Below are 22,951 nucleotides of genomic sequence, written 5' to 3'. Positions count from 1 at the left end.
GGTATCCCCCGACATGGCCTCTCTCCTTATCTAAACCAAATTTACCATACTTTATCCATAGCAGATCTCGCCCTTTTCGTTGCGATACTCGTCGAAGCTCTTGTTGTACTGGGTCATGGCACGCAGGCTCATGCCCATGCTCGAGAAACCGCCGTCGTGATAGAGGTTCTGCATGGTCACCTTGCGGGTGAGGTCCGAGAACATCACGATACAGTAGTCGGCACACTCGTCGGCATCGGCGTTGCCCAGGGGCGACATGCGGTTGGCAAAGTCCATCAGCGACTCCATGCCCTTGACACCGCTACCGGCTGTCGTCATCGTAGGCGACTGCGAGATGGTGTTGATGCGCACGTGCTTCTCCCGACCGTAGATGTAGCCGAAGCTACGGGCAATCGACTCCAGCAGCGCCTTGGCATCGGCCATATCGTTATAGCCGAAGAGCGTACGCTGAGCAGCCACATACGACAGGGCCACAATCGAGCCGTACTCGTTGATGGCATCCATCTTCTTGGCCACCTGTATCATCTTGTGAAACGAGATGGCCGAAATATCCAACGTCTTCGACAGCATGTCGTAGTCCAGATCGTCGTACGGACGTTTCTTTCGCACGTTGGGCGACATGCCTATCGAGTGCAATACAAAATCGATTTTACCTCCCAGCACCTCCATCGAGCGGGCGAAGACCTTCTCCAGATCCTCTACGTTGGTGGCATCGGCCGGAATAATTTCGGCGTTCAGTTTTTCCCCCAAAGCGGTTATCTCGCCCATGCGCACAGCCATGGGTGTGTTCGAGAGCGTAATCACAGCCCCCTCCTCTACCGCTTTCTCGGCGACTTTCCACGCAATAGACATCTCGTTCAATGCGCCGAAGATTACGCCTCTTTTTCCTTTCAATAAATTATAACTCATATATTTTTCGTTTAGGCACAATCCTGCACAGTTTGCACGAATGTGTGCCGTTTTGCGGCTGCAAAGATAAGACTCTTTTTGCAAACGCAAAACAAAACCACTCAATTTTGTTAAGCCCAGATAGCAATTCGGCCAGGCAATGCCGTCAATTTCCCATCAGCAAAGGGTTGCGACTTTCATATTGCCCTACCCCACAGCTCTTAAAAAAATACATTTTTTTTCTAAACCACTTTTCAAACAAAAAAACCAACCGTATCAGAAATTTATGCTTATATTTGTGTCGTGAAATCAACCAAATAATAACTTTTATATACACACAACCATGAGTAAACCATATGTTGTAGGTATCGATATAGGCGGTACCAATACAGTATTCGGGATTGTCGATGCCCGCGGCTCTATCTTGGCCACCGGGTCTATCAAAACTCAGAAATATACCGAGATTAACGACTATGTAAATGCTTTGTACGAAGAGTTGTCGCGCCTTTTGGCTCAAGAAAACGTAACCGACCAGATTGCCGGTATCGGTATAGGAGCCCCCAACGGCAACTACTTCACCGGGAATATCGAGTTTGCACCCAACCTGCCCTGGAAAGGTGTAATTCCTCTGGCTCAAATGATGCGCGAGCGATTCAATATCCCCGTAACCATTACCAACGACGCCAACGCCGCCGCTATCGGCGAGATGACCTACGGCGCTGCCCGCGGTGTGAAAGACTTCATCATGATTACCCTCGGAACCGGCGTTGGTAGCGGCATCGTTATCAACGGTCAGATGGTATACGGCCACGACGGATTTGCCGGAGAGCTGGGCCACGTAATCGTACGTCGTGGCAACGGCCGTCTCTGCGGTTGCGGTCGCACCGGCTGTCTCGAGGCTTACGCTTCGGCTACGGGTGTAGCCCGCACGGCTCGCGAATTCCTCGAAATCCGCAACGACGAGTCGTCGCTGAGACAACTGCCCATCCAGGACATCACCTCGAAAGATGTTTACGACGCTGCCGTATCGGGCGACAAACTCTCGCAAGAGATTTTCGAGTACACGGGTAAGATTCTGGGCGAGGCTTTTGCCGATTTCGTAGCCTTCTCGAGTCCCCGTATGATTGTGCTCTTCGGTGGTCTGGCCAAATCGGGCGAACTCATCATGCGGCCTATCCGCGAAGCCATGGAGCGCAACTTGCTTCCCATCTACAAAGGCAAAGTCAAAATCGTTCTTTCCGAACTGAAAGAGAGCGATGCTGCCGTATTGGGTGCCAGCGCACTGGGCTGGGAAGCCAACTAAGAAAACACCTACTGAACCGATAAAGAAACGGGGAGATGCCGACAACGACATCTCCCCGTTTCTCTTTTTATACCGTCAAGGGCTTATGCCTCTTGTTGTTTCTGCAAAGCCTCGTGCATGGCAGCGGCAGCCCTGCGGCCATCGCCCATGGCCAGAATCACGGTAGCCCCGCCCCGCACAATATCGCCTCCGGCATATATATCGGGAATCGACGATTGCAACGTGTCGGCATTGACCACTATCGTACCCTTGGGCGTCACCTCGAGGCCATCGATAGCATTGGGCACCAACGGGTTGGGCGATACACCTACACTTACAATCACCTCGTCGACATCGATCGTCTCGATAGCACCGGGAACAGGTACCGGCGAACGGCGCCCCGACGCATCGGGTTCGCCCAGCTCCATCTTCTGGAGCTTCATCTGGCGCACGCGTCCCCGCTCGTCGCCTATATACTCGATGGGGTTGTGCAGCGTGAGGAACTCTACCCCCTCCTGCTTGGCATGGTGCACCTCTTCCTGACGGGCCGGCATCTCGGCTTCGGAGCGGCGATAGACAATCATCGCCCGGTCGGCACCCAGGCGGCGGGCCGTACGCACCGAATCCATGGCCGTGTTGCCACCGCCTATCACAGCCACCCGATGCCCCTTGTATACCGGTGTATCGCTCTCGGGGTTGGCGGCATCCATCAGGTTCACCCGCGTGAGGTATTCGTTGCTCGACATCACCCCGTTGAGATTCTCGCCGGGGATATTCATAAACCGGGGCAATCCGGCCCCGCTGGCCACCAGGATGCCCTTGAACCCCATCTCGTGCAGGTCGTCATACGAGAGGGTCTTACCCACGATGCAGTCGGTCACAAACTCTACCCCCATGCGACGCAGACTATCGATCTCGACATCGACGATGCGGTTGGGCAACCGGAACTCGGGGATACCGTATTTCAATACCCCGCCAATTTCGTGCAACGCCTCGAATACTGTCACCCGATAGCCCCGCTTGGCCATATCGCCGGCAAACGACAACCCGCAGGGACCCGAACCTACCACGGCAATCTTGATGCCGTTGTCGGGCTCCATCTCGGGCAGAGCCACCTCGCCCGAGGCCTGCTCATAATCGGCCGCAAAGCGCTCCAGATAACCGATGGCTATCGGCTCCTTCTTCAACTTCTGCAGATAGAAGCACTTCGATTCGCACTGACGCTCCTGAGGGCACACACGGCCGCACACGGCCGGCAGGGCACTCGTCTCTTTCAGCGTGCGGGCCGCCGACAGAAAGTCGCCCCGCTCTATATTCTTAATAAACTTCGGTATATTGATACCCACCGGGCACCCCGTCATGCAGAGGGGCTCCACACAGTCGAGGCAACGGGTAGCCTCCAGCACGGCCTGTTCGGGCGTGAGGCCCCGGTTCACCTCTTCGCGGTTGGTTACACGGTAGGCCGGGTCGAGCTCGGTCATTTTCACCCGCGGAATATCGGTACGCTCCTTGGCTTTCTTGCTTTTGCGGAGGTTCTCCCTCCACTGTTCGGCACGTTGTGCCGCTAACTCTTCTTTATTCATACGCTTAACATCCCTCCTCTCTTTTATTCCACATCTTTATACGACGACAACCGCATGAGCAGCTCGTCGAAATTGACCTGATGGGCATCGAACTCCGGCCCGTCGATGCAGACGAAACGGGTCTTTCCCCCCACCGTGATGCGGCAGGCACCGCACATGCCGGTACCGTCGACCATGATGGTGTTGAGCGAGGCCACTGTGGGAATATTGTATTTCTGGGTAAGCAGCGAGACAAACTTCATCATCACGGCCGGACCGATGGTCACACACAGGTCCACCTTCTCGCGCTTGATTACCTCCTCTACGCCCTGGGTCACCAGACCCTTCTGACCATACGAACCGTCGTCGGTCATGATAATCACCTCGTCGGAGTATTTGCGCATCTGCTCCTCGAGAATAATCAGCTCTTTGGTACGGGCCGCCAGCACGGTAATCACCCGGTTGCCGGCTGCCTTCATGGCCTCGACGATAGGCAACAGCGGGGCACAGCCCACACCGCCGCCGCAGCACACCACGGTGCCGAAACGCTCGATATGCGTCGCCTTGCCCAACGGGCCTACTACATCGGTAATATAGTCGCCGGGATTGAGGGCACACAGCTTGGCCGACGACTTACCCACAGCTTGTACCACCAACGTGATGGTGCCGGCCTCGACATCGGCCGAGGCAATGGTGAGCGGTATGCGTTCGCCCTTCTCGCCTACCCGCACAATCACAAAGTGACCGGCCTTGCGGGCCCGGGCAATGAGGGGAGCCTCTACCACCAGTTTTACCACTTTTTCCGAAAAGTGTTCTTTCGCTACAATCTTATTCATGATATATCCTTGTAATCTCTTTTCTAAAAGAATCCTCCTTCAAAGTTGCTAATTTTTTGGCAAAACTGTTGTATCCCGGGCCAAAATTATTCTCCATTTTCAGATAAAACAACACTCTCCGCACCCGCATAACAAACGAAGGGAGGGCCACCTTGCGGCAGCTCTCCCTTCAATAGGTTTTATAAGCAATCGATTATTCGCCTACCTTGTAAGCCGAAATCTCACGGATTCCGGGCAGACCGAAGTTGGCTTTCTTCAAACCTTGAACATAGATAGTCATACCAATACGATCGGGGTTATCCTCCAGTTTAGCCTCGTTTCTCAAAGCCTTGGCAGCATCGGTATCATTCAGTTTCACCAAGAGACACTTCGTACCGTCGGTTTCATTGGCATCGTCGGCGATGAATACCTGGCTGTAACCCGTGAAGGCAGCAGCACCGGCCCATTCGATATCGCCAGCCGTTTGAGCCTCTTCAAACGATTCGTAGAAAGTCTTCGAGGGGTTGTTTTTGATGCAACCTACGATGTGGCCTTTTACGGCAAACGTAGAGTTGTCGGCTTGAGTCAGAGCCTCGGCTACGGTAATAGCTTTCGACCAGTCTACATCGGGAGTAGGCTCGGGAGTATCGCCACCGCTCTCGCCCATGTAGTGCTCAACTTGAGCGCGACCGAAGGCGAAGTCGTCGATGCAGTAAGTCGTCGAGTTGCTCTTACCGCCTTGTGCTACATAACGGAAACCAATGTAAACGAGGTCGCCTTTGCCTTCGAGGCTGATGTCACCCGAAGCCACCCAGCCTTTGAAGTTACCGCCGGGGTTGGTCGAAGTAGCCAAAGTTACATTCAGTTTCTCTTTGCTCGAAGCGGTCGATTTGGGCTCGTTCAGTACATATACCTCGAGCGACGAAGTGCTTTGCCAGTAAGCGCCCTCGCTGTAGAACGAGAATACTTTGTTGGCGGCATCCTTCACATTCAAGGCAGGCGAGATCATCCACAACTCGTAGGTCTTGCCGGCGTTCTTGTCGCTGCTGTCGTGAGCCGTAGCCTGGATGTATTTCTCGGTTACACCCGTCGAACTGCTGGTAAAGGTCTTGCTTTGCCAGGTACGGTCGTCGTCAACCGGCGAAACAATCTCGTGCGTCCATCCCGGGCAGAGCTCGTTGATGGGCGTGTATTGAGCCTCGATGTTGTTGAACTGATAGATGGTATCGGTAATTACGACAGAGGGAGTCGTAGTAGATCCACCGTCACCGCCTCCACCCAAGCCGGGGAGTACATCGTCATCGCTGTTCGAACAAGCGGAAAATCCGGCAACCGTCATGGCTGCCATAAAAATCCATGCAAATTTTCTCATTTTTTTCATATTTAAATTATTTGAGGTTATTGTATCATAGTATCATATTGATTATTCGGGAAATTCAAAACCCTCGAGGTCGGCAAAGGGATTGTCGAGCGAGCGGATGGTCAACTGCCACGAACCGGCATAGGCTGCATTGTCTTGGAACCAACCTACGATGGCCGTGATGTCGCCGCGGTTGTCCGAACCGAATACCGGGAGACGACGGTCGGCAAAACGGGCATACTCGCTAGTCGAGATGCTTACGCTCGTGGTGTTGCCGCTATCGTCGGCAATCTCGCGCGAGCGGGGGAAACCGATGTTGTACTTCTTGCTGCTGTCGTAGGTAGCCGGTGCAAAGGTGGGGTTCTGACCATACTTGGCCAAAGCCGTCGTCACACCCTGTCCGTCGGTCGGGAAGGGATATACCACGTCGTTCAGTTTCTTGCCGTCCGAATCGTAGCCGGTAAAGTAGGCATTCTTGATTTTTACAATCTTGAAGTAGCCATACTTATCCAACTCGGTAATCTGTTTCAGGGTCATCTCCTCGATTACGATTTTCGAGGGGTCGGGGTTGCCGATTTTCTGGATATGTTTCATAGCCAGCGTGTAGGGAATACGACCCGGCTCTTCGCGTATCTTGTTGTCGTTGCGGTATCCGCGCACACCCAGTTGGGGAGCACCGGCATAGCGGCCCAATACCAGACCGTTGCAGCGGATGGCTACCACCTGACCGATGGGGAGCATGCCCGACAAACTGCCGGCATCGACCGACACCTTCAGGCAGGTATGGTCGTCCTCGAGGCTCTGAATCACAAAGTATTTATACACGTTGCCGGCACGGTCGTCGGTGATGATGCGGCCGCGTACCACGATGTCGTTGGGCGAATCGATGGTGTCGATTGTAAACTCCCCCTCTTTCGTATCGAAGTTCTCGATAAGCTCTTTGATGGTCACCGTCTGAGCCCAAGCCTCGGCGCTGCCCTCGGGCACGGTGGCAATCTCCTCGGGTATGGCATCGAACTCTTTTTCACACGCCGTAAACATCGTCAGGGCGAGCAGTACGGCTCCGATATATTTCAGTTGTTTCATATCTATATCTCTTGTATGGGTTGATTAAAATTTGAAACCTACGTTGAGGAACATGTTGAAGCCCCAGGCGTAATAGTATTTGTTGGGGAACTTGTCGACCGACTGAATATCCTTGGTCACGCTCTTGTTGTCGCGGCTTACACGGCCCTGTTGATAACCGCCGGTTATCATGCCGGTGTTGTTGAGGATATTGTTCAGGCTCAAGTTGATGTTGAGCTGTTGCTTGCGGTTGTTCAGGTAGATGAGTTTACCGATCGAGGCATCGAGCATGAACCCGCCTTTGAGTTTCTCTTGCGACCCGATCATCTCTTTCTGGTTGTAGAGCTTCACGATGTCCGAACCGTCGCCTCCCGATACGTTCCTTTCCAATACAGGATTACCTTTCTGATCAAATTTCCAAATCATTGAAACTTGACCATTCTTATCTATACCAATAATGCGGTAACCTTTGTAATATTGTTCCAGACCAACTTCATTAGGATATGGATCCATCCCTAATTCTTTAAGGTATTCACTTCCATACATGTTCATGTGGGTGAAACGCGAGGGCGAGAAGTCGAGGTAGTTGTTGTCGAAGTACGAGAGAGTCACATCGGCAAACCACATCTTGGGGTGGAAGTAGTCGATGGTGATGCTGGCGGCCAGTTGCGGACCGTTGCTCACATGCAGACCCTCGGTGTATACCCGCTCGGTGTAGTCGGTCGAAGGAGCACGGCCGTCGACAATCACGGGCAACTGCTCGGTGAAGAGGTTCATGCCGTTCTCGGCACTCATCGTACCCCAGCAGTTGTTGGTGTATTTGTAGCTGGCATAGGTACCGGCAGCCGACACGGTGAAGCTGTTGTTGAGTTTCACGCTCACACCGGCCTCGACACCCATGTGACGTTTGTTCACGCCCGAGAGGGTGTGGTTCACATAGGTACGGAACTCGTCGTGGTAGTAACCCGAGCTCTCCACTCCGTCGCGGAACTCGGTGAAGAATGCCGTTACACGACCTTTTACCACCGACGTATTCAGTTGATAGGTGAGGTCGCCCGAGAATACCTTCTCCGACTTCAGACCCCGTATCTGCGTATCCTTCACACGGGGAGCCACATAGGAATAACCGGCCAACGGGGCACGCGATTCGGCCAGAGCGTTGAACGACAAACGGTTGTGACCGTCAATCTTATACACGATACCGGCCTTGATGCTGGGATCGACAAAATACAACTGTTTGCCGAAACCTTTCGACTGGGCACCAACCACCTCGGCACGACCGTTACGCATCAAACCTTCGCGCTGGAACGAGGTGTAGGAGAGTCGGGCGGCATAGTAGATGTCGAACAGCGGCAACTTCCAGTCGTTCTGAACGAAAGCCGAAGCCTTGATGACGTGCATGTTGTAGTTGTAACCGAATACGTCACCCTTGCGCACGGCCTTGTTGGGGTTGTCCACATCGTTTTGTATGATGGTGAGGTTGTCGGTAAAGTCGCGCTCGGCAAACTGGTCGATGTCTATCCACTGGTTACCGCCCAGCAGGTCGTCGATGGTCTTGTAGTGCATGCCCTTGGCATACTTGGCCTCGACGCCGGCAGTAAGTTTCAGCTTGCTGTTCAGCTGGTTGGTATAGAGGAAGTTCAAGGGAATCTCCATCAAGTCGTTGTGACGACGTTCCAAAATGTACTTGGCGCTACCGTTAGGGTTCACCACGTTGTTGGTATAGTTGGCGCTGTACATGGCATCCCAGTTGATTTGCGTAATGTCGGGATCACCGGCACGCCACAGGTCGGCCAGTTGGTTGGCCAGATCTTTGTTTACCTCGCCGTAGTAGGCGTTATATACATCGTCGGGACCGTTTACACCCAACTGATAGTATTGCCAGCTGGGCAGGTTGCGGTAGTAGTCGGGACGGGGGTCGGGCGCATTGTAGAACGAAATGGCCGAGTTGCTGTACATACTGTAGTGGAAACCCAAGCCGGCAGCCAGGTTGCTGCGGTCGTCGATTTTCCAATCCCAGTTGAAGATAGCGGTGGGGTCGTAGCTGTGTACGATACGCGAGTTGCGTTTCTCGCCGTTCTGATAGCCCCAGTAGGGGTTGTAATAGATACCGCGGTAGTCATAGACCTCTTGCGATACGGCAGCCGATTGAGCCCGTTTGGTAGGAGCACCGAAGGTTGTAAAGGCAAACCGATGATTGTCGAGCACCTTTTCGGCAGCAAGGAAGTAACCGAACGAGTTGTAGAACGTACCCTCGGTGCGACCCTCGTCGGCCCAGCGGTAAACGACCGACCCGGTGAAGGCCCAGCCGTTATCCATGATACCGGTCGAGTGGATGGCCTGTCCGCGCAGTTTGTAAGCACGGTTGGTATAGGCGGCGTTCACGTTGGTACCGGCGGCATAGCTGGTGGCGCGGGTGTTGATGTTGGTCGTTCCACCCAGCGAACCGAAGGCATAGCCCGGCATCTCGAGACCGTTCACAGCATCCTTGTTACGCATGGCGTTGTTCAAGCCACCCAGACTCGAGTAGTTGAAACGACCACGCTCCAGGTCGTTGAAATTAACCCCGTTGATATAGGTCGACGACTCCCGTTGCTCGTAACCGCGCACATTGAAGCGCATGGGGCTGTAGGAGTAGCTGGCGGCTTGCAGATAAACATCGTCGGCGGCACCCGACAGATACGAAGCCGATTGGGAAGCGGCGCTGCCCTCTTCGTCGAACATCGACTCGTCGAGTTCAAAGATATTGTCCTCGAGGGCCTGTTGGTTGAGCGACTCGTCGGCTCGCTTCTCGTCGAGCGTCATGTTCAGGGTATTGTCTCCCTTCTCCACTACATAATCGACCGAATGAACCTTGTAGTCCGCAGCCGTAAAGACAACCGAAACGGCTCCTTCACGCACTCGCTTCAACTCATATTTACCATCCAGATCTGTAATTGCCGACGATTTCCGTATCGTCACTTTCACATTCGCAATAGGTTTGTTTGTTTCATAGTCAACGACAACGCCTCTCACCGTCGCGGCCTGCACCAGGGCAGGTACCAGAAGAAGCAATGCCATCAATAACCATTGTTTACGATTCATTACATCAAAAGGTTTAATTATATACTGTGTTATCTGTATTTCCACACTTCAGTCATCGCCCCGTCCCCGCTGAAAAAATGAGGAGGAAAGGAATTTGCAAATTAAAAGATTATTTTTCATTATACAAACATCTACGAAAGGAATATTTTATTACAATCGTGTTAAATTGTAATCCCTTAGCCCCCTCGTTTTGTGTACAAATGGAAAGCTCGAAGGCCAAATCGATTAAATTTCAAACCCTTAATCTATCACTCTGCCAGAAACCTGCAACTCTATGCACAAAACGGAATCTTATGCATTCTCTTCGGCTCACAGTTTGTTACGTTTCGCCCCGGCACCTTTAGTGGACCTATAACAATTTATATTTCAAATATTTAAAAATCACGCACAACAGATTTCCGCCTCCCGGTATCCTGGTTTCTTCTCATTTGTAGCAGAGATTTATCCCCAAAAATTTCGCATATTTCCCAAATTGAACTATCTTGCAGCCCATTTAATCCAAAATTGAAAATTTCAAAAACAAAAAATTTCACACACGCTATGAAAAAAATAGGACTGTTGCTACTTGCCGTATTGTTATTGGGCTCGACTGTTTCACAAGCTCAAACGCCAAAGAAACACTTTGCCATATACGCCGTAGCCTTCTACAACCTCGAAAACCTGTTCGACACCATCAACGACCCCGCCACAAACGACGAGGAGTTTACCCCTTCGGGCTCTTACCGCTGGGGCGGATTGAAATACCGCAACAAACTGAACAACCTCGCTTTTGCCATCAGCAACTTTGCCACCGACAACACCAGCCCCTTCAAGCTGAAAAACGGCCCGGCCGTAATCGGTGTTTCCGAAGTGGAGAATCAACAGGTGCTCGAAGACCTCATCCACACCGGCAAGCTGGCTCAACGCAACTATGGTATCGTGCACTACGATTCGCCCGATGCCCGGGGTATCGACGTGGGCCTCATCTACGACAAAGACCAGTTTACGGTCGAGTCGAGCAGCAGTGCCCGACTCCACTCCCAAGAGTTCCCCAACCTCCTCACCCGCGACCAGCTGGTGGTATCGGGCCGCTTGGCCGGTGAGCGCGTGCACTTCATCGTAAACCACTGGCCCTCGCGCCTGGGCGGTGAAAAACAGTCGAGCCCCAAACGCGAGGCCGCTGCCGCTCTCACCAAACATCTGGCCGACTCGCTGCTGGCTGCCGACCCCGATTCGAAGGTCATCATCATGGGCGACCTCAACGACGACCCCACCAACAACAGCTGCAAGGTGGTACTGGGCGCCAAGAAGAAACAACAGGAGGTGAAACCCGGCGGATTCTTCAACACCATGTGGGAGATGTACGACCGCGGTATCGGCACACTGGCCTACAACGGTGCCTGGAACCTCTTTGACCAGATTATCATCTCGTCCAATCTGGTAGGGAAAGACCGCTCGACCCTGAAGTATATCCGCTCCGAGGTCTTCAACCGCGACTTCCTCAAACAGAAAGAGGGCAAATACAAAGGGTATCCTCTGCGCACCCACGCCGCCGGTGCCTACCTGAACGGTTACAGCGACCACTTCCCCACCCTCATCTACCTGGCCAAAGAGGTAGAATAATTTCTCCCGACTCTCCTATATAATATATAGTATGTAGTATGAATACACGAAGAGCCGCAGCGACGCTGCGGCTCTTCGTGCTTTTACCGTCATACCGGGTCTGCTGTCACAACGCCACGCGACGAGCTACCCGTCGGCCGTGCGACGAAAGGGCCACGATATAGATGCCCGAGGGATAGTCATTCACCGGTATCGACACCTGCGTCTCGCCCGAGAGATAGTCGCACCAGAGCACACGTCCCGAAAGGTCGAGCAACTCGACCACCTCGAACTCGCCCTCGGCACAGGTAATCTCGAGCCGGTCGCCCTGGCGGGCCATGCGCCAACTATCGTTATCGATTTCGTCCACCCCGCTGTAACAGGGGTCGTTGGCAGCATCGGCCGTGGCATACTCTACCGTACCATCGGGAGCCTGGGCATAGACCAGCCGGTCGTGCGTGTCGAAACCACTCGTTTCGCCCGAGCAACCCGGTCGCAACCAGTCGCCCTCTTCCACACCCAGCCCCTCGATCCACAGCACCGAGCCATCGGCCCAAAAGCGTTGCCGCAAGGTATTGCCCATCTCGATGGTATCAATCCGGCTGATGGTAGAGTTTACCTGGGTTTGGGTCATCCAGTCGAAGTGAGCCACCGCCTCGCCCACCTTGACCCCGAAGTCGTAAATCAGAAACTCGTGGCTATACAGATTCTCGACCGGCATCAGCTCCTGGTTAAAAGTGATGTAAACCTTCTTGTCGGCCTCGCGCACAAAGGCCAGGTTCTCGTCGGCCGTAGGTTCACAGCCCTGGAAGGTATAAAACCGCTTGTACGACTCGCCGTTCACCACGGTGTCGCCCTGAATGAGATTGCGGTAATAGCTCTTGCCAAAGAGTTCTTGAGAATAGCCCCACTCGGCACCGTCGCGTACCAGGGGCACATAGGCATACTCGGCCGACTGCGCCAGCCCCATCGAGCCCCACACGAGGGCCCACCACATGATTTTTCGCATAACTACACTATATTTTAGATTGGGTCTAATGTACCGTTGGGGTAAATTTACACCATATTCACAAGAATACCTACCCCATGCCCCCTTTTTATCAATCTGGCTTTAAACTCTTTTCAAACAAAAACATTGCGTTTATCGCCGGTTTGGCATTACTTTGCAAAAATTTCCCAAAAGAGGTATTGTCCATGTCACCCAAAGCCAAGACTTATATGCTGCCCACGGCCATGATTGCCGGGAGTGTAGCCGGCTATCTGTTCCCCCGGGCCATTGCCTACTGGGCCACCCTGCTGGCACCCTGCCTCATCTTTGCCATGCTGCTGGTCACCTATTGCAAAATCTCCATCAAAGAGCTGAGCATCAAACCCCTGCACTGGGGGCTACTCTCCATACAGATTATCGGCGGGCTTATAGTCTTCGGAGCTCTCTACTTCTGGGACCCCATCATTGCCGAAGGTACCTTCATCTGCCTCTTCTGCCCTACGGCGACGGCGGCCCCCGTCATCACCGGCATGCTGGGCGGCAGCGTATCCACGCTGGTCTCCTACAGTCTGGTCAGCAACCTGGCCGTGGCATTGCTCTCGCCTCTCATCTTTGCCTTCATGGGTGTACATGCCGACATCTCGTTTGTCGACTCCTTCCTCATCATCTGCAGCAAGGTACTGCCGCTGCTCATCTTGCCTCTGGTCATCGCCCTCGTACTGCAACGATTCTTCCCCCGCATACACAACGAGTTGAAGAACCGGCAGGCCCTCTCGTTCTACATGTGGGCCGTATCGCTTTTCCTCGTAGTGGGCAAAGCGGTCACCTTTATCATCGAACAAGGTTGGGAATCGGTACCTTTCGAAATTGCCATCGCGCTGCTTTCGCTCGTGGCCTGTGTAGGGCAGTTCTATCTGGGTCGTAAAATCGGCGGAAAATATGGCGACAAAATATCGGGAGCCCAGGGTCTGGGTCAGAAGAATACGGTGCTGGCCATCTGGATGGCTCTGACTTACCTCTCGCCCATCACCTCGATAGGTCCAGCCTCGTACATCATCTGGCAAAACAGCATCAACAGCTACCAGCTCTACCTGAAAGAGAAACGCGCAGCGGCCCACCGATAACCGTCACTCCCGGTTACCACCCCGCCACGATTCCAATCGAATCACAAATGATTATTATCCCCCTCAAACAGGGGGTGGTCGCAAGCCACCGCTAATCGGCCGACTCGTCGTCGCCGGTCGTGGCCGGCAGGTTCTTCTTGGCCTTCACGCCCATGCCCTTGAGTTTCTCCACACGGCCTATCAGGTTGCCCGTGCCGTTCTTCAACTTCTTCATCGCCTCGCCATAGGTGGTGTTGGCCGTTCCCAACGCCTTGCCAATCTTCTCCATGTCGTCGATGAAGCCCACAAACTTGTCGTACAGTTTGCCCGCCTCCTCGGCTATATCGATGGCGTGACGCGTCTGCTTGTCGCGCTGCCACAAGTCGGCCACCAGCTTCAAAGCCGCAATCAGGTTGGTCGGGCTCAACAGCAATACCCGCCGGTCATAGGCATACTGCCACAACGAATGGTCGGCCTGCATGGCAGCCAGGTAGGCTGCCTCGTTGGGCACGAACATCATCACATGATCGCCCTTGCCCACGTAGTCCTGATAACTCTTGTTCGACAGTTCGTCGATATGTTTCTTGACCGAAGCCAGATGCTGCTTCAGCGCGGCGGCAGCCTCTTCGGGCGTCTCGGCATTCACATAATTGACATAGGCCGTGAGCGACACCTTCGAGTCGATGACCATCTGGCGGTTGTCGCCGCCGGGGTAACGGATAATTACGTCGGGGCGCATCTTGCGGCCCTCGGCACTCTGTATCGTGTGACCCTCGTCGTCGCGCAACGTCTCCTGAATGAAATACTCGCGGTCCTTCTCCAACCCCGACTTTTCGAGAATACTCTCCAGAATCATCTCGCCCCAGTCGCCCTGAATCTTCGAGTCGCCCCGCAACGCCTGGGTCAGTTGCTTGGCCTCTACACCTATGGTCTCGCTACGCTGCACCAGCTCCTTGATCTGCTCCTTCAGAGAAAACCGCTCGCGAGCCTCGCTGCTGTAGGTCTCCTCGACCGTCTTCTTGAAACCCTCGAGCCGCTCCTTCAGCGGGTTGAGCACCTCGGCCAACCGCTCCCGGTTCAACTCCGAGAAGCTCTTCGATTTCTCCTGCAATATCTCGTTGGCCAGCACCTTGAACTCGTTGCTCATCTCCTGGCGCACTCGCTGTACCTCCTGCTTCTGCACCTCCATATTCTCGACGAGCACCTGGTTGCGTGCCTGCAAGTCGCCCTTCTCGCGATTCAGTTGCTCCCGCTCCCGACTGGCCACGTCGAGCTGCGTCTGCATCTCGGCCAACCGAGCCGTGCAACTGTTCACCTGCGCCTCGAGCACACCGTTGCGCACCCTCAACTCCTCCGCTTCGCGGGCTCTCTCACTCAAAGTCTCCTGCCAACCCTTGCGGCGCGAATTGTACAGGAACCAAAACGCCGCGGCCGCTACAACCAACGTCGCCAATATACCAATCAATACAGCCATCATCGTTATATCCAATAATTATTACAATCCATTTATTCTCAATCCATCTTCAGCACCTCGATAAACCGCCGGGCTATCTGCTCAAAGCCCCTGTCTCCGGGGTGAGAAGCCACACCCTCATCGGTTGTTATCGTCTCGTATCCCTGCCAGGTCAAGGTCTTTGCTTCGACATTATCGCTATATCCCGTCACCTGCACGGTTGCCTGGTACGCTCGCCCGCCAATCGTGAAATCGATTTGCAGACGATTGTCCGGCAGCACGGCATAACGGGTATATTTCAAAGTCTGAGACGTCGGCTCCGTACGGGTCACGACAGTCCCTATCGAGCTGCTGTTGGCAGCAGAGCGAATATCGTTTATCGTAATAAGCGCCACATCGTGAGGCCGACAGGCATCCTTTATCGCCGTCGTAACCTGATTCGAAGCGTACCAGCCATACATCCACACGATACGGGCCCGAGGTGCTCCGCTTCTTATGGTCCTGACAAGCGCTCTGGCCCCTTGCACAAAAGCAACTCGCTTGCTCTGTGTGTTTACATTCTCGCCAATCTGCACGACCACCAGATCCAAATCGTCGCTCAACCGGGGCTGCAACATGTTTTCCAACCAGGCCCTCTGCTGCTTCTCATTCTCGCAAGCCTCGAACCCCGTCCCCGACAACCGTATGTCGGTATACGCCGGATTCTTTTCCAGAAACCGCTTCTGCAGGATAGCGTGATAATCGCAATCCTCACAAGTCGCATTCATGCCAAAAGTACCATTACCCAACAGCAAAGAATTCCCGATAAACAGAGCCTTATCGGGAACTTCCAACTTACCTGTCGCCTTCTCTTCCCAAACGGTATCGCACGACATCGTTATAAAGAGCAAAAGAGTAAGACATAAACAACGCAAGAGACGGTTCATGGGACTACACGATACAACGATACACAATTATTTGACAAAGATATTAAATGACACGAACAGAGACAAACGAAAAAAATCATTCCCCCGCAAATATTCTCGCACTTCTCCCCCACAAACCGACAATAAATTTCTCCATTCTCACTTTTATAATTACATTTGTAACCATAACCGACAAAAATTCCAGCGTATGAAATTAGGAGATGTATGGTTCTCGGCCCTTACCGAAGCCGAAAACAACGACCACATGATTATCGTTTCGGGCCGTACCGAAATCGAGCCGTTCATTCAATCGGGCAAGTTCAAGGAGCGGGTCGAAATCACCTGGAAATACGAGCCCGACAGCAAAGGCATGCCCACCGAAAAGACCAGCGAACTCATGGAGGAGGCACAAACCGCTCTGAAACGGGCCATGGAGAAGGACAAACTGGCTATCTTCACCGGCATCTATACGGGCGACGGCGAGCGTACCTGGGTGTTCTACACCCGCAACATCCCCGCTTTCGGCCGCACCCTCAACGAAGCTCTCGCCCCCTTCGAGACCCTGCCTATCACCATCTATACCGAGAAAGATCCCGAGTGGAACGAATACCGCGAGATGTGTGAGTTGAAGGGACAGGACGACGACTGCGAAATCGACGAATACGACGACAGCCCCGAGGAGTAACCACCTCCAGCCCCGGCTGCCTCATCCCGGATAAGACAAAAGGGAGAACTCGACACCATCGTGCGGGCTCTCCCTTTTTGTTTATCGGTTTACGACTCTTGTACAGATTTTACTCTTCCTCGTCGTCCTCTTCCTTCATGTTGTGGAATACGTTCTGCACATCCTCATCCTCTTCGAAACGCTCGATAAGCTTCTCGATCGAGGCTCGTTGTTCGGGAGTCACCTCCTTCACGTCGTTGGGAATACGCTCAAATTCGGCGCTGATAATCTCATAGCCGGCCTCCTCGAGGTGGTGCTGGATGTTGTTGTTCTCCGAGAACTCGCCGTAGAGTACGATTTCCTCGTCGTCGGCCTCCAGCTCGTCTACGCCGTAGTCGATCATTTCGAGTTCGAGGTCTTCGAGCGACACACCCTCTTTGGGTTTGATGTGGAACACACACTTGTGGTCAAAGAGGAACGAAAGGCTACCCGTCGTGCCCAGCGAACCGCCGGCCTTGTTGAAGTAGCTGCGCACGTTGGCTACGGTACGGGTGGTATTGTCGGTAGCAGTCTCTACCACGATAGCGATACCGAAAGGACCGTATCCTTCGTAAACGACCTCTTTATAATCACCGGCATCTTTCGACGATGCTTTCTTGATAGCCCGTTCTACATTCTCTTTGGGCATGTTGGCGGCTTTGGCATTCTGCATCAGCACGCGCAGACGGGGGTTGGCATCGGGATCGGGACCGCCGGCTTTTACGGCAATAGAGATTTCCTTACCAATCTTCGTGAACGTACGGGCCATGTTGCCCCAACGCTTCAATTTTCTGGCTTTACGATATTCAAAAGCTCTTCCCATAGGATAATTTTATCTTTTACTTTTATTTTTTGTTAGTATTGAATCATCTCAACTGTGCCTCCAACTTCTGTTGCAGATTGGAGACTATCTTGTGCATGATAGCGTCGATCTGCTTGTCGTTGAGGGTCTTGTTCTCGTCTTGCAACATGAAGGTAACGGCATACGACTTCTTGCCCTCGGGCAGATTCTTACCCTCGTACACGTCGAAGAGGTAAACCTCCTTGAGCAGTTTGCGCTCACTCTCGCGGGCCACTTTCTCGATGTCGGCAAAGGCCACCGAGTTGTCTACCAGCAGAGCCAGGTCGCGCTTCACGGCCTGGAACTTGGGCAGGTCGCTGAAGAGTACGGCGTGTTTGGCGGCCATCTTCATCAGGGCATCCCAGTTCAGTTCGGCAAAGGCCACATCGGCATCGATGTCGAACCGCTTCAGTATCTTGTGCGATACGAGACCCATCTTGCCGAGCAGTTTGCCGCCGCGGTTGCTGTAGGTGAGGGCTGCCGAGTAGACCTCGTCGCTCGTCTGCACGGCCACGATGTCACCGGCAATGCCCAGGCGGGCAAAGATATTCTCGACGTAAGCCTTCATCTCATACACGGTCGACTTCTCATCGGGGTGAGCCCAACTGCCTTCCACCCGGTTTCCGGTGAGCCACAAGGCAAAATGCTTCTCCTCGCTGTAACCCGAGAGAATCTTCTCGCCGTTGTGTGCCTCGGGGTTGAAGTAGTAGCAGTTGCCGTTCTCGTAGAACCGCAGATTGGCCCGACGACGGTTGATGTTGTGCGAGATGCTTTCCAAGCCGCCGAACAGCAGGGTTTGACGCATCACGTTCAGGTCGTTGCTCAGCGGGTTGAGCAGCGTCACGCAGTGAGCACGGGGCCAGCATTGCAGGTCGTCGTAGTAGGCACCACAGGTGAGCGAGTTGTTCATAATCTCGTTGAACCCGCAGCCGGTCAACTGCTCCGAAACCAGATTCAGCAACTGGTGAGCCTCATCGACCGGAGTCTTGTAGGAGAGGCTCGAGTGTACGCGGTCCGAAATCTCCACCTGGTTGTATCCGTAGATACGCAGCAGGTCTTCGATTACGTCGACATCGCGCTGTACATCCACCCGATAGGTGGGCACCCGCAGGGAGAGCTCGCGCTCATTCTCGCTCACAATCTCGATTTCGAGGCTGTGCAGGATGCTCTTCACCGTTTCGGCAGGGATGTGCTTGCCGATAAGGGTATCTATCTTTTCATAAGTCAATGTCACGGGGAAAGGCGCTACGGGCGACGGATAGATGTCGACGATGTCGCCGCAGATTTCGCCGCCGGCCAACTCTTTCACCAGCATGGCAGCCCGTTTGAGGGCATAGAGGGTATCGTTGGGATCGACGCCCCGCTCGAAGCGGAACGACGAGTCGGTATTCAATCCTTGACGACGGGCCGTCTTGCGCACCCACGTGGGGTTGAAGCAGGCCGATTCGAGGAATACATCGGTCGTCTCGTCGGTCACGCCAGACTTCAAACCGCCGAATACGCCGGCAATACACATAGGCTCCTCGGTGTTGCATATCATCAGGTCACGGTCTGTCAACGTGCGTTCCACTTCATCGAGCGTAACGAACTTGTCGCCCTCCTTGGCCGGTTTCACAATCACCTTGCCGCCGGCGATGCGGTTCAGGTCGAAGCAGTGGAGCGGTTGCCCCGTGCCGTGCAGCAGGTAGTTGGTAATATCGACCACGTTGTTGATGGGTCGCAACCCGATAGCCGACAGACGTTGCTTCAACCAGTCGGGGCTCTCTGCCACCTTCACGTTGCGCACCGTCACGCCGCTGTATCGGATACAGGCCTCGTGATTCTCCACCTCGACAGCGATGCCGCCATCCTTGCGATCGATGGCAAAGCCCTCTACCGACGGACGATGCAGGCCGCCATCGTGTCCGTGCTGGGTCAGATAGGCTGCCAGGTCACGAGCCACGCCGTAGTGCGATGCAGCATCGATGCGGTTGGGGGTAATGTCGACTTCGAGAATGTAGTCGCTCTTGATATTGTAATACTCTTTGGCGGGCGTACCGGGTTTCACAGGCTCGGGCAGCACGATGATGCCGTCGTGCGAAGTGCCGATACCGATTTCGTCTTCGGCACAAATCATGCCGAACGACTCCACGCCGCGGATTTTCGATTTCTTGATGGTAAAGCTCTCGTCGCCGCTATACAACACGGTGCCCAGCGTGGCCACTACCACATATTGCCCGGCAGCGACATTGGCGGCGCCGCACACGATTTGAGCCGGCTCGGCTTCGCCCAGGTCGACGGTCGTAATATGCAGGTGGTCCGAATTGGGGTGATCTACACAGGTGAGCACTTTGCCGATAACCAGGCCGTTGAGGCCTCCTTTTATCGTCTGTACCTCCTCGATGCCGCCGGTTTCGAGGCCGATGGAGGTAAGAGCAGCCGAAAGTTCCTCGGGAGTGAGGTCGAAGTTTACATAATCTTTCAGCCAGTTATACGAAATATTCATAATGAACCAATTTTATCTTCTATCCTATCGCATTCCGAAAGAGCTCTTTGAACGGGCTCCCCGAAAAATTTTGCCAAAGTTAATAAGAAACTGTTTAAAAGCCAACCGCTCTACCGATTTTTCAACCCGCGCCGACGCTATTTCTTTTCGGCATCCGGCGCACCCGAGCCTGCCGTAATCGAGAGGAAACGGGGCGGTATGGGAGTCTCGAAATTCATCTCCTTGCGGGTAACCGGGTGGGCAAAGCGCAACTTGTAGGCATGCAGAGCCACCCGACCCAACGGGCTGCCGTGAGCGCCATACTTGCGGTCGCCGGCAATGCTGTGACCCAGGTCGTGCATGTGCACACGTATCTGATTCTTGCGTCCGGTAGCCAAGTTGAGCTCTACCAGCGAGAAATGCTTGTTGCTGCTCAACACCTTGTAGCGGGTAATGGCCAACTGCCCCTCCTCGGGATTGTCGGTCGAGTAGACCTGATAGGCCGAATTCTCGGCCAGATACGACCGCACCATCCCCTCGGGCTGTTCCATCTGACCCTCGACCACAGCCACATACTTGCGCTCGAGCACCATGTTGTGCCAGTTGTGCTGCATCTGCTCCTGTATGCCTTTGCTCTTGGCAAACATCATCAGCCCCGAGGTGTCGCGGTCGAGCCGGTGTACGATGAAGAGTCTGTTTTCGGGGTTCTGCGACTTCACATAGTCGCTCAAGATGCTGTATGCCGTGCCGGTCTTGATGCGCTCGGTCGACATCGACAGCAAGCCGTAGCCCTTGTCGATGACCAGGATATACTCATCTTCATAGACCAGCCGCAGGCGGTTGTGCTTGAACACGCTAAACCCGGCCTTGAAGTTGATTTTCAACTCGTCGCCGGCATGCAGTAGCGTGTCGAACTGGGTCACCGGCATATCGTTCACCGCGACCTGGCGATGGACCAGATACGACTTGACCGTAGTGCGGCTCTTGTCGCCGAAGAGCGTATACAGGTAGTTGAGCAACGTGTCGTCGTGCTCGACGGTGTAGTGCTTGACATCCTTGTCGGAAAACCGACGGACTGGCCGTTTGTGAGAAGGTTGGCGCATACGTTTTCTATTTTTGCAATTTTGTCGTGCAAAGATAGTGCAAAGCCACCGCAAAGACAAACATAACCCGCTCTTTTATACGCAAACGACCGGTCCGCACCGGCCGACCCGTCTGCTCTGCACGGCAAGACTAACCGTCGATCATACCCAGCTTGCTGGCTATCCCCACGGCAATCGACCACACGATAAATGCAATGAATCCCACCACCAGCGCCGACAGGAAACCGTCGCTTATCCATGCCGAGATGAATGTCACGACCACTCCCAGAAGCCCCCCGAACATAATGATATACCCCATGGCCCGCCAGACGAAGACAATAGCTGCCAGAATGAAGGCAACGACCGACCAGAGGAAACTGAATACCCGGCGCACCCCGTCGCCCACCCGCTCCCAGAAGGTGCGTTGGGGACGGTGTATGTAATCGGGGCGGCCTTGCGAAATGATTTCGCCGGTCGACATGTCTACCCGGGTGCCGTTGCGCAGGGTTATGATGCGATGCTTGCCCATGGATTCCTATTGTCTGCACTCCATACACTCAGCATCCTTTTTCAACTTCACGCCATACCAGCGCAGGATGGTGAGGTGACGCTTGGGGTTGTTGTTGAACGGGGCCCAGTTGGCAAACTGGTAGTCGCGCCGGTTGGCCCAGATGTAGTAGTCGTAGGTGAGCTCCTCGAGCAGCGACGAGATGCCGCACTCGATACCCCTCGACAGTTCGTTGAGGGCCAGCTTCACCATCATGTTGTTGATGGGAGCGATGTCGGTCGACAGCCCCACCTGCACCATGGCATTGGCATCTTCGTCGGACACATAGGCCGGGATGATGCCCAGCTCGCGGGCCCGGCGCACATCGGTAATCTCGTCGTTCTGGTGATAGATGGGATTTCCCGTGAGGCAGGCGTAACAGGGTCCGCCCGGCCGCACCCGCAGAATATCGCCCCCTTCGGCCCGGGTAACGGCCCGGCCGAACAGCCCCACCTTGCCCAGCTTCACCAGCCGGGCGTTGATGTTGTAGCGGCTGGCATACTCGTCGGTAGCCACGATGGTGAGGTCGCTCTCGGCAATACACCGCTCGAGCTCGTCGAGGTGCCGGTTGATGTCGATGGCCAGGGTCTCGACCTGCGCATAGGGGTTCTTCAGCAGGATGGCATCTTTCACGGCGTTGACCTTGAGACGCCCCAACTCGTTCACGCCGCAAATGTGGCGCGAAATGTTGTGCAGTTCTATGCGGTCGAAGTCGATGAGGATGAAATGCCCCACCCCGGCCTTGGCCAGCTCGACGGCAATAGGAGCACCACCGCTCCCGAGCCCCACAATCAGCACCTTCTTCTCCTCCAGAGCCCCCACCTCGAGCAACCCTTTGCTGCGGGTATAGAGCTCGCTGCGGCGGGGCACATACTTCACGGCAGCCTCGACCTGTTGCTCGCCATCGACGATAAAGGCACGCGACTTCACCCGGTTGTCGGCCTCGACCCGGATGCACACAATCACCACCGGCACCCGCCGGGCTTCGGACGGCAAATCGCGATAGACGGCAGCCGCCTCGTCGTCGGCCCGCTCATACCCCGCCTGGTCGACCACCCAGAAGAGACAGGGCATCGAGTAACCCGTAGGGGCCACCTGCGGGTACTTGAGGTAGACGTGGTACACCTGCTCGCCCTTCCACTCGAAGGCAGCCCCGAAACACTGCGCCTGCCCGCTGTTCCAGAACTCCTGCAGATGATTCTGATAGAGATAAACAATCGGTTCCATA

At 54.3% G+C, this 22,951-nt stretch carries 18 protein-coding genes; 4 read left to right on the top strand and 14 right to left on the bottom strand.

Features of this window, described 5'->3' with window-relative positions:
- Positions 1-51: 51 nt before the first annotated feature.
- A complete protein-coding gene (locus tag Q1K76_RS00665) occupies positions 52-909 on the bottom strand; it encodes an enoyl-ACP reductase (protein ID WP_087408122.1) in 858 nt (285 codons plus the stop codon).
- A gap of 310 nt (positions 910-1,219) precedes the next feature.
- On the opposite strand from Q1K76_RS00665, the gene Q1K76_RS00660 reads away from it, so the two are divergent.
- Complete coding sequence (locus tag Q1K76_RS00660) at positions 1,220-2,191, top strand: ROK family protein (RefSeq protein WP_087408123.1); 972 nt, start codon at positions 1,220-1,222, stop codon at positions 2,189-2,191.
- An 83-nt stretch (positions 2,192-2,274) separates the two neighbouring features.
- On the opposite strand, the gene gltA is transcribed toward Q1K76_RS00660, so the two are convergent.
- The 5 genes from gltA to Q1K76_RS00635 form a co-directional block, all read right to left on the bottom strand.
- Entirely contained in the window at positions 2,275-3,753 is a 1,479-nt protein-coding gene (gltA, locus tag Q1K76_RS00655) for an NADPH-dependent glutamate synthase (protein ID WP_300130277.1), read from the bottom strand.
- Between the two features lie 23 nt (positions 3,754-3,776).
- Positions 3,777-4,568, bottom strand: a complete 792-nt coding sequence (locus Q1K76_RS00650; RefSeq protein WP_258326483.1) for a sulfide/dihydroorotate dehydrogenase-like FAD/NAD-binding protein — start codon at positions 4,566-4,568, stop codon at positions 3,777-3,779.
- Positions 4,569-4,761: 193 nt separating this feature from the next.
- On the bottom strand, positions 4,762-5,919 hold the full coding sequence (locus Q1K76_RS00645; protein ID WP_300130273.1) for a DUF6359 domain-containing protein: 1,158 nt from the start codon (positions 5,917-5,919) through the stop codon (positions 4,762-4,764).
- Between the two features lie 51 nt (positions 5,920-5,970).
- Positions 5,971-6,993: a DUF5689 domain-containing protein gene (locus tag Q1K76_RS00640; protein WP_300130271.1), complete on the bottom strand. Its 1,023-nt coding sequence runs from the start codon at positions 6,991-6,993 to the stop codon at positions 5,971-5,973.
- Positions 6,994-7,017: 24 nt separating this feature from the next.
- Positions 7,018-10,032 (bottom strand): TonB-dependent receptor, encoded by a 3,015-nt coding sequence (locus tag Q1K76_RS00635; RefSeq protein WP_300130269.1) that lies wholly within the window; start codon positions 10,030-10,032, stop codon positions 7,018-7,020.
- 564 nt (positions 10,033-10,596) lie between these two features.
- On the opposite strand from Q1K76_RS00635, the gene Q1K76_RS00630 reads away from it, so the two are divergent.
- Positions 10,597-11,658 carry an endonuclease gene (locus tag Q1K76_RS00630; protein WP_087408129.1) on the top strand — a complete coding sequence of 354 codons (1,062 nt, stop codon included), beginning with the start codon at positions 10,597-10,599 and terminating at the stop codon, positions 11,656-11,658.
- Between the two features lie 106 nt (positions 11,659-11,764).
- Here Q1K76_RS00630 and Q1K76_RS00625 read toward each other — a convergent pair whose 3' ends face one another.
- Positions 11,765-12,646 carry a hypothetical protein gene (locus Q1K76_RS00625; RefSeq protein ID WP_300130267.1) on the bottom strand — a complete coding sequence of 294 codons (882 nt, stop codon included), beginning with the start codon at positions 12,644-12,646 and terminating at the stop codon, positions 11,765-11,767.
- Between the two features lie 185 nt (positions 12,647-12,831).
- On the opposite strand from Q1K76_RS00625, the gene Q1K76_RS00620 reads away from it, so the two are divergent.
- Entirely contained in the window at positions 12,832-13,749 is a 918-nt protein-coding gene (locus tag Q1K76_RS00620) for a bile acid:sodium symporter family protein (RefSeq protein WP_087408131.1), read from the top strand.
- A gap of 91 nt (positions 13,750-13,840) precedes the next feature.
- Here Q1K76_RS00620 and rmuC read toward each other — a convergent pair whose 3' ends face one another.
- On the bottom strand, positions 13,841-15,205 hold the full coding sequence (rmuC, locus tag Q1K76_RS00615; RefSeq protein ID WP_298663412.1) for a DNA recombination protein RmuC: 1,365 nt from the start codon (positions 15,203-15,205) through the stop codon (positions 13,841-13,843).
- A gap of 35 nt (positions 15,206-15,240) precedes the next feature.
- The gene (locus tag Q1K76_RS00610) at positions 15,241-16,056 is read right to left on the bottom strand and encodes an SGNH/GDSL hydrolase family protein (protein ID WP_300130265.1); all 816 of its coding nucleotides are present in this window, start codon (positions 16,054-16,056) and stop codon (positions 15,241-15,243) included.
- A gap of 238 nt (positions 16,057-16,294) precedes the next feature.
- On the opposite strand from Q1K76_RS00610, the gene Q1K76_RS00605 reads away from it, so the two are divergent.
- The gene (locus Q1K76_RS00605) at positions 16,295-16,771 is read left to right on the top strand and encodes a DUF695 domain-containing protein (protein WP_087408134.1); all 477 of its coding nucleotides are present in this window, start codon (positions 16,295-16,297) and stop codon (positions 16,769-16,771) included.
- A 109-nt stretch (positions 16,772-16,880) separates the two neighbouring features.
- Here the strand turns inward: Q1K76_RS00605 and Q1K76_RS00600 are convergent, their stop codons facing one another.
- The 5 genes from Q1K76_RS00600 to Q1K76_RS00580 all read right to left on the bottom strand — a co-directional run bounded on the left by Q1K76_RS00600 (position 16,881) and on the right by Q1K76_RS00580 (position 22,950).
- Positions 16,881-17,612 carry a YebC/PmpR family DNA-binding transcriptional regulator gene (locus Q1K76_RS00600; RefSeq protein WP_087408135.1) on the bottom strand — a complete coding sequence of 244 codons (732 nt, stop codon included), beginning with the start codon at positions 17,610-17,612 and terminating at the stop codon, positions 16,881-16,883.
- Between the two features lie 43 nt (positions 17,613-17,655).
- A complete protein-coding gene (pheT, locus tag Q1K76_RS00595) occupies positions 17,656-20,115 on the bottom strand; it encodes a phenylalanine--tRNA ligase subunit beta (protein WP_300130261.1) in 2,460 nt (819 codons plus the stop codon).
- Between the two features lie 137 nt (positions 20,116-20,252).
- Positions 20,253-21,197, bottom strand: coding sequence for an RluA family pseudouridine synthase (locus Q1K76_RS00590; protein ID WP_258326497.1), 945 nt, complete (start codon positions 21,195-21,197; stop codon positions 20,253-20,255).
- 130 nt (positions 21,198-21,327) lie between these two features.
- Complete coding sequence (locus Q1K76_RS00585) at positions 21,328-21,705, bottom strand: hypothetical protein (protein WP_087408138.1); 378 nt, start codon at positions 21,703-21,705, stop codon at positions 21,328-21,330.
- 6 nt (positions 21,706-21,711) lie between these two features.
- Complete coding sequence (locus Q1K76_RS00580) at positions 21,712-22,950, bottom strand: ThiF family adenylyltransferase (RefSeq protein ID WP_300130259.1); 1,239 nt, start codon at positions 22,948-22,950, stop codon at positions 21,712-21,714.
- Position 22,951: the final 1 nt, after the last annotated feature.

Origin of the sequence: uncultured Barnesiella sp. (genome assembly GCF_946496565.1) — a bacterium.
GTDB lineage: Bacteria > Bacteroidota > Bacteroidia > Bacteroidales > Barnesiellaceae > Barnesiella > Barnesiella merdigallinarum.
Note: the sequence above shows the minus strand (reverse complement) of the source record. Positions and strands in the feature narration are given on the sequence as shown.

What these genes read in the sequence shown, in the direction of transcription:
- Q1K76_RS00665 (WP_087408122.1), bottom strand. Translation starts at nt 909, where the DNA reads ATGAGTTATAATTTATTGAAAGGAAAAAGAGGCGTAATCTTCGGCGCA.
- gltA (WP_300130277.1), bottom strand. Translation starts at nt 3,753, where the DNA reads ATGAATAAAGAAGAGTTAGCGGCACAACGTGCCGAACAGTGGAGGGAG.
- Q1K76_RS00650 (WP_258326483.1), bottom strand. Translation starts at nt 4,568, where the DNA reads ATGAATAAGATTGTAGCGAAAGAACACTTTTCGGAAAAAGTGGTAAAA.
- Q1K76_RS00645 (WP_300130273.1), bottom strand. Translation starts at nt 5,919, where the DNA reads ATGAGAAAATTTGCATGGATTTTTATGGCAGCCATGACGGTTGCCGGA.
- Q1K76_RS00640 (WP_300130271.1), bottom strand. Translation starts at nt 6,993, where the DNA reads ATGAAACAACTGAAATATATCGGAGCCGTACTGCTCGCCCTGACGATG.
- Q1K76_RS00635 (WP_300130269.1), bottom strand. Translation starts at nt 10,032, where the DNA reads ATGGCATTGCTTCTTCTGGTACCTGCCCTGGTGCAGGCCGCGACGGTG.
- Q1K76_RS00630 (WP_087408129.1), top strand. Translation starts at nt 10,597, where the DNA reads ATGAAAAAAATAGGACTGTTGCTACTTGCCGTATTGTTATTGGGCTCG.
- Q1K76_RS00625 (WP_300130267.1), bottom strand. Translation starts at nt 12,646, where the DNA reads ATGCGAAAAATCATGTGGTGGGCCCTCGTGTGGGGCTCGATGGGGCTG.
- Q1K76_RS00620 (WP_087408131.1), top strand. Translation starts at nt 12,832, where the DNA reads ATGTCACCCAAAGCCAAGACTTATATGCTGCCCACGGCCATGATTGCC.
- rmuC (WP_298663412.1), bottom strand. Translation starts at nt 15,205, where the DNA reads ATGATGGCTGTATTGATTGGTATATTGGCGACGTTGGTTGTAGCGGCC.
- Q1K76_RS00610 (WP_300130265.1), bottom strand. Translation starts at nt 16,056, where the DNA reads ATGTCGTGCGATACCGTTTGGGAAGAGAAGGCGACAGGTAAGTTGGAA.
- Q1K76_RS00605 (WP_087408134.1), top strand. Translation starts at nt 16,295, where the DNA reads ATGAAATTAGGAGATGTATGGTTCTCGGCCCTTACCGAAGCCGAAAAC.
- Q1K76_RS00600 (WP_087408135.1), bottom strand. Translation starts at nt 17,612, where the DNA reads ATGGGAAGAGCTTTTGAATATCGTAAAGCCAGAAAATTGAAGCGTTGG.
- pheT (WP_300130261.1), bottom strand. Translation starts at nt 20,115, where the DNA reads ATGAATATTTCGTATAACTGGCTGAAAGATTATGTAAACTTCGACCTC.
- Q1K76_RS00590 (WP_258326497.1), bottom strand. Translation starts at nt 21,197, where the DNA reads ATGCGCCAACCTTCTCACAAACGGCCAGTCCGTCGGTTTTCCGACAAG.
- Q1K76_RS00585 (WP_087408138.1), bottom strand. Translation starts at nt 21,705, where the DNA reads ATGGGCAAGCATCGCATCATAACCCTGCGCAACGGCACCCGGGTAGAC.
- Q1K76_RS00580 (WP_300130259.1), bottom strand. Translation starts at nt 22,950, where the DNA reads ATGGAACCGATTGTTTATCTCTATCAGAATCATCTGCAGGAGTTCTGG.